We start from the raw sequence: 14,335 nt of genomic DNA, 5'->3' as shown, positions 1-14,335 counted from the left end.
ACCGGCGGGGCTTCCGGGTCGAGCGCGTCCCATGAGTCGTCCGGGTCGTAGCGTTCCGCGACGGCTGCGAGGATGGTTGGCATGGACATCCGGCGCAGGAACAACGTCACCGTCACCGGTAACCCGCAGGGGCCGGTGGTGGTGCTGGCGCACGGATTCGGGTGCGACCAGAACATGTGGCGCATGACCGTGCCGGCGCTGGCCGAGGAGTACCGGGTGGTGCTCTTCGACTACGTCGGTTCGGGGGGCTCCGACCTGTCGGCCTGGAGCGAGGAGCGCTACTCCTCGCTCCACGGGTACGCCCAGGACGTGGTGGACGTCCTGGAGGAGCTGGACCTCGACCGGGCGGTGTTCGTGGGGCACTCGGTCAGCGCCATGATCGGCGTACTGGCCGCGCAGGCGGCACCCGCCCGGATCGGCACCCTGGTGATGATCGCCCCGTCGCCCCGGTACATCGACGAGGACGCCGGCGAGGACAGCACCGGCGGAGGCACTGGCGGGGGCACCGGCCAGGAAGGCTACCGGGGCGGCTTCAGCGCCGAGGACATCGACGAGCTGCTGGCGTCGCTCGAACTGAACTATCTGGGCTGGTCCTCCGCGATGGCCCCGATGATCATGGGCAACCCGGAGCGGCCCGAACTGGGCCAGGAGCTGACCAACAGCTTCTGCGCCACCGACCCGGACATGGCGCGCGTCTTCGCCCGCACCACGTTCCTCTCCGACAGTCGCGCGGACCTGGCGGGAGTGAACGTACCGACCCTGATCCTGGAGTGCGCCCAGGACATCATCGCGCCGCCGGAAGTCGGCGCGTACGTGCATCGCGCGATCCCCGGCTCGACCCTCGTCACCCTCGACGCGACCGGCCACTGCCCCCAGCTGTCGGCGCCCGAAGCCACCAACGCGGCGATCACCGAGTTCCTGGCCGGCCCGGGATGACGGGCCCAGCGGCCCGAGAACCCGACCCCGGAACGGGTCCGGACCGCGCCCCCGGGACGGGGCCGGACCCCGACCCACCCCCCGGGGCGGACGCGTTCACGGCCCTCCTGGAGCCCAGCGCCGAGGAACTGTACGAGAGCGCCCCCTGCGGCTACCTGTCGACGCTGATGGACGGCACCGTCGCGAAGATCAACCGCACACTCCTGGACTGGCTCGGTCTCGCGCGGGAGTCGGTGGTGGGCCGGATGCGGTTCGTCGATCTGCTGACCATGGGCGGCAAGCTCTACCACGAGACGCACTTCGCCCCGCTGCTGCGCATGCGGGGCACCATCAGCGGGATCGCCCTCGAGATCAAGCGGTCCGGCGGGGACCGGATGCCGGTGCTCGTCTCGGCCACGGTCAAGAACGGCGCCGACGGCGACCCGCTGCTGATCCGCGTCACCGTCTTCGACGCCCGCGACCGCCGCGCCTACGAGGAGGAGCTCCTGCGGGCCCGCAGGGCCGCCGAGGAGGCCACCCGGCGTGCCCAGGCCGACCGCACCAGGTTGCAGGACGCCCTCGCGGTGCTCCAGCAGGCGCTGCTGCCCGACAGCCTGCCGCCGGTCCCGGGCATGGAGGCGGCCGCGCACTACCACACCGCCTCCCCCGACCGGCTCGGCGGCGACTTCTACGACGTCTTCCCCGTCGACGACACCCGGTTCGCCTTCTTCCTCGGCGACGTGTGCGGCAAGGGCCCGCAGGCCGCCGCCATCACCGCGCTGACCCGCCACACCCTGCGCGCGGCGGCCCTGCACGACCCCGACCCCGTATCGGCCCTCGCCACGCTCAACACGGTGCTGTACGAGCGCTACTCGGGCGACGACCCCCGCTACTGCACCGCCGTCTTCGGCGTCCTCGAACCCGCCCCCGCCCCCGGACAGGTCGACGTCCACCTCGCCTCCGGCGGCCACCCGCCGGCCCTCGTCCTGCGCGCCGACGGCCGCGCCGACTACCTGCCCACCCCCGGCGGCCTCCTGGTCGGCATCCTGCCCGACCCCGCCTTCGTCACCGCCGACACCCGGCTCGCCCCCGGCGACACCCTCCTGCTCTACACCGACGGCCTCACCGAAGCCCGCACCGGCCCGGACGGCACCGGCTTCTACGGCGACGAGGCACTGCGCGACTTCGCCCGAAGCCGGGCCGGCGACCCCGCCCACGCCGTCGTCGCCGCCCTCACCGGCCTGCTGGACGGCTTCGGCGAGGGCCTCACCGACGACACCGCCCTGCTCGCCCTGGGAGTTCCGGCGGGCGGGGCGAAAACCACCTGAGACCGAGAATCCATCCGGTGTCCGGCCTGGTCACCCGCCAGGGAGCGACCGGCCGCACCGCGATGTCAGTGGGTGCTGCTTTCATGACGCCAAGAGCACCCTGCGCGAAACCGCCGCCCGCCTCCCCGGCCCCGACGAACTCCGCGCCCACCTGCGCGCGTTGGCGGTGCTGGACGCCACGATCGGCGACGACCCGGACGACTGCTGCTACACCTTCGACGCCGACTGGGGCCCCGGGGAAGAAGCGGCCCTGATGGACAACGGCTCGGGGGACGACTTCTCCGTCCTCTTCACCCCGGCCGGCGTGCTCATACGCGGGTTCGACCACGAGTCGAGGATGAGCCCGTACGGCACGGACGACGAGGAGGTCTGGCCCGGCGTCATCGACGAGGTGCCCGCCGCGCTGAGTCCGCTCCTGGACGAACCCGCCTTCTTCGAGGAGGGCATCGACGTCCCCCGGGTCACCACCTGCCTGTGGCGGACGAACGGCGACACCGAGTGGCACACCGGCTCGGACATCGACTTCCCGCCCGGCGTCGAGGACCCGGACGGCTCCGCCTACCTCTTCCGCCTCCTCACCGACCGTTCCCCCGAGGCCGTCCAGTCCTACTTCGAGGACTACTACGAGCGCCCGGTCCCCCTCGACGCCGTCCGCCACGTCCTCTCCGGACGCCCCCTCACCGCGGCGATCACCGCAGCCCTCGGCCCGAACGCCCTCGAATCCGCTTCCACGTAAGCCAGTTGGCCGAAGAGGCGCCGAAGGGCCCGAAGGAATAGCGCGGCCCGGCCCCGTGTTGGACCGCCTCATGAACAGTGTGGGAGCAAAGCGGTTCGGCGGACCCGAGGTGCTGGAGGTCCTGGAACTCCCGGCCCCCGAGGCGGGTCCGGGCCAGATCCGAGTACGGGTGAGCGCCGCCGCGGTCAACCCGACGGACATGTTGCTGATCAGCGGCGCGGGCCGACGCGACCCGGCCCCGCCCCTCGTGCCCGGCATGGACGCCGCCGGGGTGGTCGACCAGATCGGCGAGGGCGTACGGACCGACCTGCGCGTCGGAGACCGCGTGATGGCCGTCGTGGTCCCGAAGGGCACGCACGGCGCGTACGCCGAGCGGATCGTCGTCCCGGCCGAGTCCGTCGTACGGGTGCCTGCGGGAGCGAGCGACGCCGAGGCATCGACCCTCCCGATGAACGCGCTGACCGCCTGGGCGGCGCTGGAGTCGCTCGGCCTGCCCGCCGGCGGAACCATCGCCGTCACCGGGGCGGCCGGGGCGCTGGGCGGCTACACCATCGAACTCGCCAAGGCCGCGGGCCTGCGGGTCGTGGCCGACGCGGCGCCGAAGGACGAGGAACTCGTCCGCGGCCTGGGCGCCGACCTCGTCCTCCCCCGCGGCGAGGGCTTCCCCGAGGAGGTACGCCGCCACCTGCCCGAAGGAGCCGACGGGCTCGTGGACGGCGCGCACCTCGACCGGGCCGCCCTCCCCGCCGTACGGGACGGTGGCCGGATCGTGACGGTCCGCCGCTACCAGGGCGAGCCCGAGCGCGGCGTCACCTTCCACCCGGTCCTCGTCTCCGACCACGCGCTGAACCACGAGGCCCTCGAACACCTGCGGCAGCTCGCCGACGACAAGGTCCTGACCCCGCGTGTCGCGTACACCCTCCCCGCCCACCAGGCAGCCGAGGCCCACCGCTCTTTGGCGGCCGGGGGTGTACGGGGGCGGATCGTGCTGGAGTTCTGAGGGGGCGGGCGGCCGAGGGTGCCGCCACCCTCGGCCGGACGCGCGCTCAGGAGGCGGGCTCAGACTTCGGGCCGTGAATGAGTTGGACCAGCTTGATCGACCGGGGCTCCACCGTGAGCCCCTCTCCTCGTACAGCCCGCGAGCCGCCGTGACGGTGATCGGCTCCCCGGCTCGCTCCTGCCGACCGGCAAGTCCCGGAGCCTGAGTCCGAACTTGGCGATCACCAGCTCCGACTCCGCGCCTGCGATCCGCCACTCAGAGCGGCCAAGCTGCCAGCAGATCACCGGGCCCATAGGCCGCATCAAGTCCGGGGCACTCGACTCCGCTGCGCGAAACCGCCACAACAGGAACGGGTGCGTCGGTGAGGGCGGCCCGATGCCGGTGGAGAGCCGCCAAGTCGTGCCGGTCGAAGGGCGACTGCTCCAGCCACTTGACGGAGCCGACGAAGAGTACTTCCTTGGCGATGGGGCCACGGTCCGCCCCGACGATGTCGATTTCGATGTCGTTGGTACGGGTCCAGTAGCCGCCCACCGCAGGGGCCGCGGGCAGCCGGTCGTCGGGCAGTATCCGGGCCAAAGCCTCGCGGACGAGAGGTTCGACGGCGCGTCCACGCCAACTGGTCCAGTTTTCACGGATGCGCGCCAAGGTGAGATCACCCCGCCCGCGCTCGATCTCCTCCATGGACGGCCCCAGTAGGTGGAGCCAGAACCGCAGGTAGGGGTCGGCCACCCGATAGCGCCGATCCTTCGAGGGACGCAGCGACACAGGCAGTTCCGCGGCGACGATCCGCTTGTCCGTAAGCAGTTCCAGCGCCCGCAGCAGGGGTGTGGCCCCGATTCCGCCGGCCGCACGGGCGATGTTGGTGAAGGTCCGCTCACCGCTGCCGATGGCCCCCAGCACCGCACGCGCCTGAGCCTGCGGCGGAAATTCGGCAGCCAGCGAACGCTCGGCCGACACCAGCAGGGCCGAGACCGGGTCGCTCAGCGCCTCGCCGAGGAAGTCCCAGAGCCCGGCACCTCCCGGCCATTCCGCGCAGATCAGCGGCAGCCCGCCGGTGACCAGGGCTGCGTCGAACGCCTCCGCCGGCTCCAGGCCGAGCATCTGCCCGACCTCGGCGGGGTTCAACGGCCCCAGCACCATCTCCCGGCCCCGCTGGTGGAAGGGGCGACCGTAGCCGTTCAGGGCTTCCATCATCGACAGGTCCGATCCGATGAGGACAAGCAGTACCGGCTTGGTCTCCAGCACCCGGTCCCAGGCCCGCTGCAGCATCCCCTCGAAGGCGCCACCGGCGTCCATCAGGTACGGCACCTCGTCGACGACCATCACGCTCGCCCGGTCGGCGGGCAGTGCCGCAGCCAGTAGATCGAACGCGGCGTCCCAGCTCTCCGGCCGCGCGGCGGCCACGAGGTGCGCCATCGGCAGCGTCGACGCCTGCGCGTCCCTGGCCAGCCGCGCAAGATCATCCACCGGGGACGCGCCGGTCGCCGCGTAGAACAGGAAAGGGGCCCCGGAGCGCTCCGCGAACCGCTCGACCAGTCGCGACTTGCCCACCCGGCGCCGTCCACGCAACATCACGCACCGACCGGGCCGCTCACCACCGACCCCGGCCGCCACCTTGTGCAGCTCTCGCCCCAATGTCGCCAGCTCCTGGCGACGACCTACGAACTCAGCCATGGCCACCTACTTCCATGTTACTAACACGCACGTTAGTAACATGGAAGTTAGCATAAGCCCCTCGCTCCACCATGCCGAGGACAAGGTCCCCTCCTCACCCCCGTCTCCCGAGCCTTCGCCTCCATGTGCCCGTAGGTCATCCCTTCATCGATACGCCGGAGTACTCGAAAGTCGGCGCCCCGGTCCCCGCGTACCGGCTACGCAGGGAGCCGAGCCGGTGACGAAACGCTCGCCTGGTCGCATGCGCACGGCCGGGACGCGAAGAGGGTGCACTTCACGCGCCGGAAGACCTGGCTCCTGGAGGAGCCCGCCGGCCGGGAGCGCGGCATCACCCCGGTGGGGTTTCCGCGCGGGGCACGAAGCGCCACCCCGACCAGGCCGCCCACGTGCCGGTCGGCTACGCGCCCGACTCGCCGCTCCCGATGTTCTCGGACGAGGTGCGTCCTGATGAGCGTGCAGCGCGGGCAGACGACCCGCGTGTGGGTGACGAGGGCGGTTCTCGTTTCGGCCGTCGTCGACCTCGTGGCCCGGACCTCACTGAGTCCCTACGGTTGAGCCATGACCGCACTGCCCGACTGGATGCGCCCGCCCCGCGCGGAAGGCTGGTTCGCGGAGGACCTGGACCGCCTCCCGGAAGCACCGCGCCACACCGAGCTGATCGACGGAGCCCTCGTATTCATGAGGTCCCCGCAGCGGTGGTGGCACGGCCATCTCGTCACGATGCTCACCGTGGCTCTCATGGAGCAGGCGCCGGCCGACGTAAGGGTCGGACGGGAGATGACCATCAAACTCGATCAACGCAATCGGCCCGAGCCGGATCTGCTGGTGACGACGGCCGACTTCGACGGCGACCGCACCTGGTTCGCACCGGATGAAGTACGAAAGTACGACTCGCCGTCGAGGTGGTCTCCCACGAGTCCGCACACCGGGACAGCACGGTAAAGCTCCACACATACGCAGAGGCCGGCATCCCGCACTACTGGCGCATCGAGGACGAGGGCGGAGCACCCATCGTCCACGTCTACGAACTTGACGAGCGTCCACGTCTACGAACTTGACGAGCCAACCGCCACCTATGTACCCGTTGGCATCTTCAGGGGCTCGCTCAACCGTCCGGTGCCCTTCGAGATCAACCTCGACCTGGAGAAGCTCGCTCCACCCCGCCGCAGCCGAGTCAGCACCAAGTCGGCACGTGCACGCGGTGGGGGTCGGACTCACCAGAGTCCGACCCCTCTGACCAGCATTCTTGACGAAACTGCTGGCTAATACTCCAGCCGTAGATCGTGATCTTCATGTCTGATTCGCGGCTTGTCGTCGGTAATGGCTTGCTTGGGCTCGAGCCTGGTGGCGGCGTCGCCAGGCGGACCAGGCGAGCCGGTGGGCTACCTCGTGCACGGGCCGGACGGCCAAGGTGATGAACAGTCGCTGGATCTCGTTGCAGGTGAGCGGGATGAGCCCGTCAGGTGCGGGGTGTCGGGCGTGTTCGTCGGCGCGGACAACGGCGAGGAAGGCGTGAGCGAGCATGGCCAGGGTGACCCAGCGGGACCAGGAGGTGTAGCGGCGGACCTGGTGCTCGTCGAGTCCGGCCAGGCCCTTTCCGGACTGGAAGGTCTCCTCCACCCGCCACCTTGATCCAGCGACGTGGACCAGGGCGGTCAGGGGCACCGGGGCGGGTGAGAAGCAGCGGTAGTAGGCGAGTTCACCGGTGGTGCGGTTGCGGCGGATCAGCAGCTGGCGGCTGCCGGGGCGGGGTTCGGCCAGGTCGATGACGGCCCAGTCGTAGAAGCGGTGCCCCTTCGCACCGGCCCCGGCCGACAGCTTCTGCCAGGCCCGTCTGGGCACCTTCGCGGCCAGGGCATCCGCGCGGAACTTCCCCGCGCCGGTGGTGAGTTCATGTGAGCAGGCGACGGCGAGCACGTAGCCGACCTGGCGTTCTTCCAGCGCGGAGCGCAGCTTCAGGTTGCCGCCGTAGACCTCGTCTGCCGCGACCCAGTCGGCGCGGTGCCCGGCATCGAGGAACCGGCCGATCATGCGGGCGGCCAGCTCCGGCTTGGTCGCGAAGACGGTGTCCTCGTCCAGGCCCGCGGCTCGGCAGCGGTCTGGGTCGCGCGTCCAGGAGCGCGGGACGTACAGCTCCCGGTCCACCGCCGCGTGCCCGCGCCGTCCCGCATAGACGAGGTAGACAGCGACTTGCGCGTTTTCGATCCTCCCGGCGGTGCCGGTGTACTGGCGCTGGACACCGACGGTGTGCGTACCCTTCTTCACGTCCCCGGTCTCGTCGACCACCAGCACTGCACCCTCGTCGTGCAGATGCTCCAGGACGTACTCGCGCACGTCATCGCGCACGGCGCCGGCATCCCATCGGGCCCGGCCGAGCAGGTGCTGCATGCCGTCCGGGGTGGCCTCTCCGGCCCACTCGGCGATGCTCCAGCAGTTTTTGCGTGGCAGGTCCGACAGCAGCCCCAGCACCAGATCCCGTACCCGACGCCGGGGTTCAACCCGGCCGAACCGGCCGGCTATCCGGCTCATCAGGACCTCGAACGCTTCCTGCCAGCGAGCAGGGTCTACGCTGTGGCCTGCGGCCACCGCAAGATCGTTAGTCTTCACACACCGATGATCAGCGGTGGCCGCAGCCTTCCCGCAGCCGACCCACGAGCAAGATCAAGGTCTATCGCTGGAGGTCGCGCTGGTACCAAATGCCAGACTTGCCGCCGAGATCGGCCGGGGTGGCAGGGCCAACCGGGACGAACCCGGCCTTGGCCAAGACTTTCTGGGACGCGGCGTTGTCGTGGGAGGTGGCCGCCCGCAGTGTGCGCAGGCCGTGCATCGCTGTCGCCATCCGGCACAGCTCCCGGACGGTCGCGGTCGCCACGCCGCGGCCGGCGACCCGCTCCGCGACCCGGTAGCCGAGTCTGGCAGTGCTGTCCTCCAAGTCGTACAGGTTGAACCTGCCGAGTACCGAGCCGTCCTCGGCGACGAGCACGTAGAAGGCGCAGATGCCGGCCTCCTGCTCGGCCAGCGAGGCGTTGTACCGGTCGGCGAACTGGTCGAAGAAGTCGTCGCCGCGGTCTGAGATCGAGACAGCGAAGTAGGTGCGGTTCGCCAGCTCGAAGGCCAGGACCGCCGGGGCGTGGCCGGCATGCAGCCGCTTCAGCTCGGGCATTGCCCGACTCTAACCAGATCGTGCGCTGAGGCCACCTGAGTTTCCGCCAGCGGCAGACAGCCCCAAGACCAGGGCACATGACGATCTACGGCTGGAGTACTAACAGCACCCAACTCGCTACACGTTGAAGCGGAATCTGCGACACAGGGCTCCCACCTGCGTAAACGCAGTACTGGAGGTGGCTATCCAGCACCTATCCAGCACGATGACGAGTGACCCAGCTCATCCAGCACGGCACGACCCGCTCCACCCAAAGCAGGTTGTGTACACATAGCACACCCGGTACGCTTTTCCGCATGACGCAGCCACTGCCCATAGAGTCCATCCGCGACGTACGTGCGCACCTGGCCGAGGTCGTGGAGCGCGCCGATCGAGATGACGTGCCCACCGTGATCACCCGACGGGGCAAACAGATTGCCGCCGTCGTCTCCATCGAAGTGCTGCGCAAATACCAGGAATGGGAAGAGCGCGAGATCAACCGGATCATCGACGAACGCATGGCCAACCCGGCACCCGGCATCCCGATCGAGGACATCATGAGGGAGACGCTGGCGCGCGGTGAGTGAATACCGAACCATCTTCCGACCAGAGGCACAGGCCGAGCTCCGGAAGATCCCTCGCGACACAGCCCTACGTATCCTGGTCAAACTGACCGAACTGGAAAGCGACCCCCTCGGTTTTAACACCACCGCGCTCGTGTCACAGCCAGAACGCCGTCGACTGCGGGTCGGCGAATACCGGGTCGTCTACACGATCGACAAGGGAGAGCTCGTAGTGTGGGTAATCCATGTCGGGCATCGCTCCACCGTTTACGACACCTGATCCCGAATGATCCAGCGCCAGAACATCCAGCACAATGTCCCGCAGAGGAAAACCTTTAGCCTTCTGCACCTATGTGCGGGTGCTGTTCCATCTCACTACCCCGTTCCCACTGAGCGCTGTTCCAAAGCGCCGTGATGACAGGAACCATGTGCTCGGGATCCTGATAGGGCGCCATCTCCGACAGTGCTCCAACAAACTTGTGCAGCATACTCAGAGAGAAATCCTCAGGACGCATGAAGTTCTTGCGCAGCGTCTCGCGCGTGTTCGGCGCGAGGCCCATAGCAGCGGTTGCCTCGCCGAACGTTGGCGTGCCGGCATCGACGTACAGGAAGTACAGGCAGCGTCGTCACAGCGGTTCCATCCTCGGAGTCCAGCAGAGGTGACTAATCGTCAGAATATCCAGCACCAAACCAGCACGGTATGGACGAAGGGGCCGGGCTTTCAAGAGCCCGGCCCCTCCTGATCTGCTTGTTTGCCACATCAGCGACGTGGTGCTATTCATCCGCTCACACGTTGAAGCGGAACTCCACCACGTCCCCGTCCTGCATGACGTACTCCTTGCCCTCCATGCGGGCCTTGCCCTTCGCGCGGGCTTCGGCGACGGAGCCGGTCTCGACGAGGTCGGCGAAGGAGATGATCTCCGCCTTGATGAAGCCCTTCTGGAAGTCGGTGTGGATCACACCGGCCGCCTCGGGGGCCGTGGCGCCCTTCTTGATCGTCCAGGCGCGGGTCTCCTTGGGGCCTGCCGTGAGGTAGGTCTGGAGGCCCAGGGTGTCGAAGCCGACGCGGCCGAGGGTGGCGAGGCCGGGCTCTTCCTGGCCCATGGACTGGAGGAGCTCCAGGGCCTCCTCGTCGTCCAGCTCGATGAGCTCGGACTCGATCTTGGCGTTGAGGAAGATGGCCTCGGCCGGGGCGACCAGGGCGCGCTGCTCGTTCTTGAAGTCCTCGTCGACCAGCTCGTCCTCGTCGACGTTGAAGACGTAGAGGAACGGCTTGGTGGTGAGGAGGTGCAGCTCGTGGAGGAGGCGGCCCTTCTCGGTGGCGGCGGTGATGCCGGCGGCGAAGAGGGTCTGGCCGGACTCCAGGATCGTCTGGGCCTCCTCGACCGCGGCCAGGACGGCGACCTTCTCCTTCTGGAGGCGGGACTCCTTGGTGAGGCGCGGGACGGCCTTCTCGACGGACTGGAGGTCGGCGAGGATCAGCTCGGTGTTGATCGTCTCGATGTCGTCCTTGGGCGAGACCTTGCCGTCGACGTGGACGACGTTCTCGTCCTTGAAGGCGCGGATGACCTGGCAGATCGCGTCGGACTCACGGATGTTCGCGAGGAACTTGTTGCCCAGGCCCTCGCCCTCGCTCGCGCCGCGCACGATTCCGGCGATGTCCACGAAGTCGACCGTGGCGGGGAGGATCTTCTGCGAGTTGAAGATCCCCGCGAGCGTGTTCAGCCGGGGGTCGGGCACGCCGACGACGCCGACGTTCGGCTCGATGGTGGCGAACGGGTAGTTGGCCGCCAGTACGTCGTTCTTGGTCAGGGCGTTGAACAGGGTCGACTTGCCGACATTCGGCAGACCGACGATTCCGATCGTGAGCGACACGTTGGCGACTTCCTGGAGTGAGGACGGGGCGGGAGGGGCGGGGCGTGCCGGGCGGGCCCGGCAGTGGACCGATTCTCCAGTTTACGGGCGGGGCCGACCGTGCCGTCACGGGTCCGGCGGAGGGGCTCGCGGAAGGCAGCAGCAGGGCCCTTCCGGTGCGCACCGCGCCGGGAGACGCCGAACAGGGTCCTCATTCGGCCGTGTGACGTCGAACGCAGCCCCAAGCTCGGCCAAAGCGCGTGTCCAACGCCTGATTCACCCTGTTCCGCGACCTACGTTGTCCAGGTGGAGCAGCACAGGACTCGTCCCCCGCAGCGCAGGCAGCCCCAGGAGCCCTCGGCGGCCCCGGCCCCTCAGGGCGGCGGCGCCCCTCTCGCCGAGAGTTCGGCCGTCTACCGGGTGGTCGGCACGCCCGGCGCCCGGCGGAACGTGCCTCCCGTGGTGCTGGCGCTGCGCAGATTCCCGAACCCCCGGCTGACCGGTATCGGCGCGGGGCTCTTCGCGGCCGCCGCGATGTTCGTGCTGGCCTGCCTGGTGTGGTTGCTGTTCGACGCGTCGGCGCTCGTCTACGGGGTGCTGTTCGTACCGGTGAGCGCGCTGACGGCGCTCTGGGTGCGGCCCGCCGACCTGGTGACCGCGCCGATCAGCGTGCCGATCGCGTTCGCCGTCGGTGTGCTGCCGGTCGCCGGGGGCGACGGCGGGCTGGGCGGGCAGCTGATGGCGGTCGTCACCGCGCTCGCGGTGCACGCCGGCTGGCTGTACGGGGGCACGCTGGTGGCCGGGGTGATCGCGACGGTACGCAAGGTCCGGCAGATGCGGCAGCGGCAGCTGCTGCTCGCCGCCAGGGCGCTCCGGCCGACCGGAGCCGGACAGCAGGCCGGACAGCAGGCCGGGGACCGGAACGCGGGCGCCGACGTACGGCCGGAGGGCCAGCCCCGGCCGGAGGACACCCCCCGCCCGGGTAGGCGGGCCCGACCGGAGAAGGCGCCGGGGAAGACGCGTCCCGCCCCGGGGGTGCGGGGTGGCCCCGTCGGACAGGGCTCGGCCCGCCGCACCCCCCAGGCGTAGGAACAGCGCCCCGCCCGTGGCGGGGCCGGGCCGCTACTTCCCCGCCGCGCGGGCCGCCATGGCCGCGCCGACGATGCCGGCGTTGTTCTGCAGCTGGGCCGGGACCATCTCCGCCCGTACGTGCTTGATGAGCGGCAGGAACTTCTCCGACTTGCGGCTCACTCCGCCGCCGATGATGAAAAGCTCGGGCGAGAACAGCATCTCCACGTGGGCGAGGTACTTCTGTACCCGGTGCGCCCAGTGTTCCCAGTTCAGGTCGTTGTCTTCCTTGGCCTTGGTCGACGCGTGCTTCTCCGCGTCGTGGCCGTTCAGCTCCAGGTGGCCCAGCTCGGTGTTGGGCACGAGCCGGCCGTCGGTGAAGACGGCGGAGCCGATGCCGGTGCCGAAGGTGAGCGTGATGACCGTGCCCTTGCGGCCCTTGCCCGCACCGAAGGTCATCTCGGCGACGCCCGCCGCGTCCGCGTCGTTGAGGATGGTCACGGGACAGCCGAGCCGCTCGGAGAGGAGCGCGCGGGCGTCCAGGTCGACCCAGCCCTTGTCGACATTGGCGGCGGTACGGGTGACGCCGTCGGTGACCACACCGGGGAAGGTGATGCCGACCGGTCCGGACCAGTTGAAATGGCCGACGACCTCGGCCACGCAGTCGGCCACGCCGTCGGGTACCGCCGGATGCGGTGTCAGCACCTTGTGGCGCTCCTGCGCCAAGTCCCCACGATCCAGGTCCACGGGAGCGCCCTTGATCCCTGAACCGCCGATGTCCACGCCGAAGATCTCCATGGGCACCACGGTAAGGGCAGCGGGCGCCTCGCACGTCCCGAGCGGGCGCCTCGCACGTCCCGAGCGGGCGTCTCGCACGTCCCGAGCGGGCGTCTCGCACGTCCCGAGCTGACGGGACGTGCGAGAACACCCTGTTGAACCCGTGCGGAGCGTTACTGCCGGGCGAGGGCTGCGGCCTCGGCGCGCAGGTCGCGGCGGAGCTCCTTGGGCAGCGAGAAGGTGATCGACTCCTCGGCCGTCTTGACCGTCTCCACGTCCGCGTAACCGCGCTCGGCGAGCCACTCCAGCACGCCGTCGACGAGGACGTCCGGTACGGAGGCGCCGGAGGTCAGGCCGACCGTGGTGACGCCTTCCAGCCAGGCCTCCTCGATCTCGGAGGCGAAGTCGACCAGGTGGGCGGCGGGGGCTCCGGCGTCCAGGGCGACCTCGACCATGCGGATCGAGTTGGAGGAGTTCTTGGAGCCGACGACGATGACCAGCTCGGCGTCCTCGGCCAGCTTCTTCACGGCGACCTGGCGGTTCTGCGTGGCGTAGCAGATGTCGTCGCTCGGCGGGGAGAGCAGGTTCGGGAACTTGTTCTTGAGGGCGTCGACCGTCTCCATGGTCTCGTCCACCGAGAGCGTGGTCTGGGAGAGCCAGACGACCTTCGACTCGTCGCGGACCTCGACGTTGGCGACGTCCTCGGGGCCGTCGACCAGGGTGATGTGGTCGGGGGCCTCGCCGCTGGTGCCGATGACCTCTTCGTGGCCCTCGTGGCCGATCAGGAGGATGTCGTAGTCCTCCTTGGCGAAGCGGACGGCTTCCTTGTGGACCTTGGTGACGAGCGGGCAGGTGGCGTCGATCGTGGCGAGCCGGCGCTCGGCGGCCTCGGCGTGGACCGTCGGGGCCACGCCGTGCGCGGAGAACATCACGATGGAGCCCTCGGGGACCTCCGCGGTGGTCTCCACGAAGATCGCCCCCTTCTTCTCCAGGGTCTGCACGACGTACTTGTTGTGCACGATCTCGTGGCGCACGTAGACCGGGGCCCCGTACTGCTCCAGGGCCTTCTCGACGGCGATCACGGCACGGTCCACGCCCGCGCAGTAGCCACGGGGAGCGGCGAGCAGGACACGGCGGGCAGGGGTTGCAGTCATGCGTCCCATCGTAAGGCCGTACCGAACAGGCGCGGGCTCGGCCGGGTCGGGAGACTGGGCCGTGATCACCGGGGTACGAGCCCGCCCGCGCCGGCGGGCCCGCCGCCGGGCCGGACACCATGGA

13 protein-coding genes and 1 pseudogene are annotated in these 14,335 nt (G+C 69.6%); 8 read left to right on the top strand and 6 right to left on the bottom strand.

The window, feature by feature from the left end; all coding sequences use genetic code 11:
• The first annotated feature begins 81 nt into the window (after positions 1–81).
• From OG599_RS22380 to OG599_RS22365, 4 genes are all read left to right on the top strand, one after another.
• Complete coding sequence (locus OG599_RS22380) at positions 82–936, top strand: alpha/beta fold hydrolase (protein WP_327177758.1); 855 nt, start codon at positions 82–84, stop codon at positions 934–936.
• Positions 933–2,243, top strand: a complete 1,311-nt coding sequence (locus OG599_RS22375; protein WP_327177757.1) for a PP2C family protein-serine/threonine phosphatase — start codon at positions 933–935, stop codon at positions 2,241–2,243. Before OG599_RS22380 ends, OG599_RS22375 begins: the two co-directional genes overlap by 4 nt.
• Positions 2,244–2,409: 166 nt before the next feature.
• Positions 2,410–2,979: a hypothetical protein gene (locus OG599_RS22370; protein ID WP_327180143.1), complete on the top strand. Its 570-nt coding sequence runs from the start codon at positions 2,410–2,412 to the stop codon at positions 2,977–2,979.
• A 70-nt stretch (positions 2,980–3,049) separates the two neighbouring features.
• Positions 3,050–3,979, top strand: a complete 930-nt coding sequence (locus OG599_RS22365) for a quinone oxidoreductase family protein (protein ID WP_327177756.1) — start codon at positions 3,050–3,052, stop codon at positions 3,977–3,979.
• A gap of 255 nt (positions 3,980–4,234) precedes the next feature.
• Here OG599_RS22365 and OG599_RS22360 read toward each other — a convergent pair whose 3' ends face one another.
• Positions 4,235–5,653, bottom strand: coding sequence for an ATP-binding protein (locus OG599_RS22360; RefSeq protein WP_327177755.1), 1,419 nt, complete (start codon positions 5,651–5,653; stop codon positions 4,235–4,237).
• 558 nt (positions 5,654–6,211) lie between these two features.
• Between OG599_RS22360 and OG599_RS22355 the strand changes: the two are divergent.
• Positions 6,212–6,817: pseudogene (locus tag OG599_RS22355) on the top strand (Uma2 family endonuclease); the annotation flags it as partial.
• A 126-nt stretch (positions 6,818–6,943) separates the two neighbouring features.
• Here OG599_RS22355 and OG599_RS22350 read toward each other — a convergent pair.
• Positions 6,944–8,182 carry an IS701 family transposase gene (locus OG599_RS22350; protein WP_327177754.1) on the bottom strand — a complete coding sequence of 413 codons (1,239 nt, stop codon included), beginning with the start codon at positions 8,180–8,182 and terminating at the stop codon, positions 6,944–6,946.
• A 139-nt stretch (positions 8,183–8,321) separates the two neighbouring features.
• Positions 8,322–8,816: a GNAT family N-acetyltransferase gene (locus tag OG599_RS22345; protein WP_327177753.1), complete on the bottom strand. Its 495-nt coding sequence runs from the start codon at positions 8,814–8,816 to the stop codon at positions 8,322–8,324.
• Between the two features lie 296 nt (positions 8,817–9,112).
• On the opposite strand from OG599_RS22345, the gene OG599_RS22340 reads away from it, so the two are divergent.
• Together OG599_RS22340 and OG599_RS22335 are read left to right on the top strand one after the other, a co-directional pair.
• A complete protein-coding gene (locus OG599_RS22340) occupies positions 9,113–9,382 on the top strand; it encodes a type II toxin-antitoxin system Phd/YefM family antitoxin (RefSeq protein WP_031033384.1) in 270 nt (89 codons plus the stop codon).
• Entirely contained in the window at positions 9,375–9,638 is a 264-nt protein-coding gene (locus tag OG599_RS22335) for a type II toxin-antitoxin system RelE family toxin (RefSeq protein WP_327177752.1), read from the top strand. Before OG599_RS22340 ends, OG599_RS22335 begins: the two co-directional genes overlap by 8 nt.
• A gap of 506 nt (positions 9,639–10,144) precedes the next feature.
• On the opposite strand, the gene ychF is transcribed toward OG599_RS22335, so the two are convergent.
• A complete protein-coding gene (gene ychF / locus OG599_RS22330) occupies positions 10,145–11,233 on the bottom strand; it encodes a redox-regulated ATPase YchF (protein WP_327177751.1) in 1,089 nt (362 codons plus the stop codon).
• A 285-nt stretch (positions 11,234–11,518) separates the two neighbouring features.
• Here ychF and OG599_RS22325 point away from each other — a divergent pair, with 285 nt between their 5' ends.
• Positions 11,519–12,301 (top strand): DUF6542 domain-containing protein, encoded by a 783-nt coding sequence (locus tag OG599_RS22325; RefSeq protein WP_442809503.1) that lies wholly within the window; start codon positions 11,519–11,521, stop codon positions 12,299–12,301.
• Between the two features lie 33 nt (positions 12,302–12,334).
• Here OG599_RS22325 and ppgK read toward each other — a convergent pair whose 3' ends face one another.
• Both ppgK and OG599_RS22315 read right to left on the bottom strand, forming a co-directional pair.
• Positions 12,335–13,078, bottom strand: a complete 744-nt coding sequence (gene ppgK / locus OG599_RS22320; protein WP_327177750.1) for a polyphosphate--glucose phosphotransferase — start codon at positions 13,076–13,078, stop codon at positions 12,335–12,337.
• 152 nt (positions 13,079–13,230) lie between these two features.
• Positions 13,231–14,220, bottom strand: coding sequence for a 4-hydroxy-3-methylbut-2-enyl diphosphate reductase (locus OG599_RS22315; protein ID WP_327177749.1), 990 nt, complete (start codon positions 14,218–14,220; stop codon positions 13,231–13,233).
• Between the last annotated feature and the right edge of the window lie 115 nt (positions 14,221–14,335).

The sequence above is a fragment of the Streptomyces sp. NBC_01335 genome (genome assembly GCF_035953295.1).
GTDB lineage: Bacteria > Actinomycetota > Actinomycetes > Streptomycetales > Streptomycetaceae > Streptomyces.
Note: the sequence above shows the minus strand (reverse complement) of the source record. Positions and strands in the feature narration are given on the sequence as shown.

Coding starts and splice junctions, on each gene's coding strand:
- OG599_RS22380 (WP_327177758.1), top strand. CDS start 82: ATGGACATCCGGCGCAGGAACAACGTCACCGTCACCGGTAACCCGCAG.
- OG599_RS22375 (WP_327177757.1), top strand. CDS start 933: ATGACGGGCCCAGCGGCCCGAGAACCCGACCCCGGAACGGGTCCGGAC.
- OG599_RS22365 (WP_327177756.1), top strand. CDS start 3,050: ATGAACAGTGTGGGAGCAAAGCGGTTCGGCGGACCCGAGGTGCTGGAG.
- OG599_RS22360 (WP_327177755.1), bottom strand. CDS start 5,653: ATGGCTGAGTTCGTAGGTCGTCGCCAGGAGCTGGCGACATTGGGGCGA.
- OG599_RS22350 (WP_327177754.1), bottom strand. CDS start 8,182: ATGAGCCGGATAGCCGGCCGGTTCGGCCGGGTTGAACCCCGGCGTCGG.
- OG599_RS22345 (WP_327177753.1), bottom strand. CDS start 8,816: ATGCCCGAGCTGAAGCGGCTGCATGCCGGCCACGCCCCGGCGGTCCTG.
- OG599_RS22340 (WP_031033384.1), top strand. CDS start 9,113: ATGACGCAGCCACTGCCCATAGAGTCCATCCGCGACGTACGTGCGCAC.
- ppgK (WP_327177750.1), bottom strand. CDS start 13,078: ATGGAGATCTTCGGCGTGGACATCGGCGGTTCAGGGATCAAGGGCGCT.
- OG599_RS22315 (WP_327177749.1), bottom strand. CDS start 14,220: ATGGGACGCATGACTGCAACCCCTGCCCGCCGTGTCCTGCTCGCCGCT.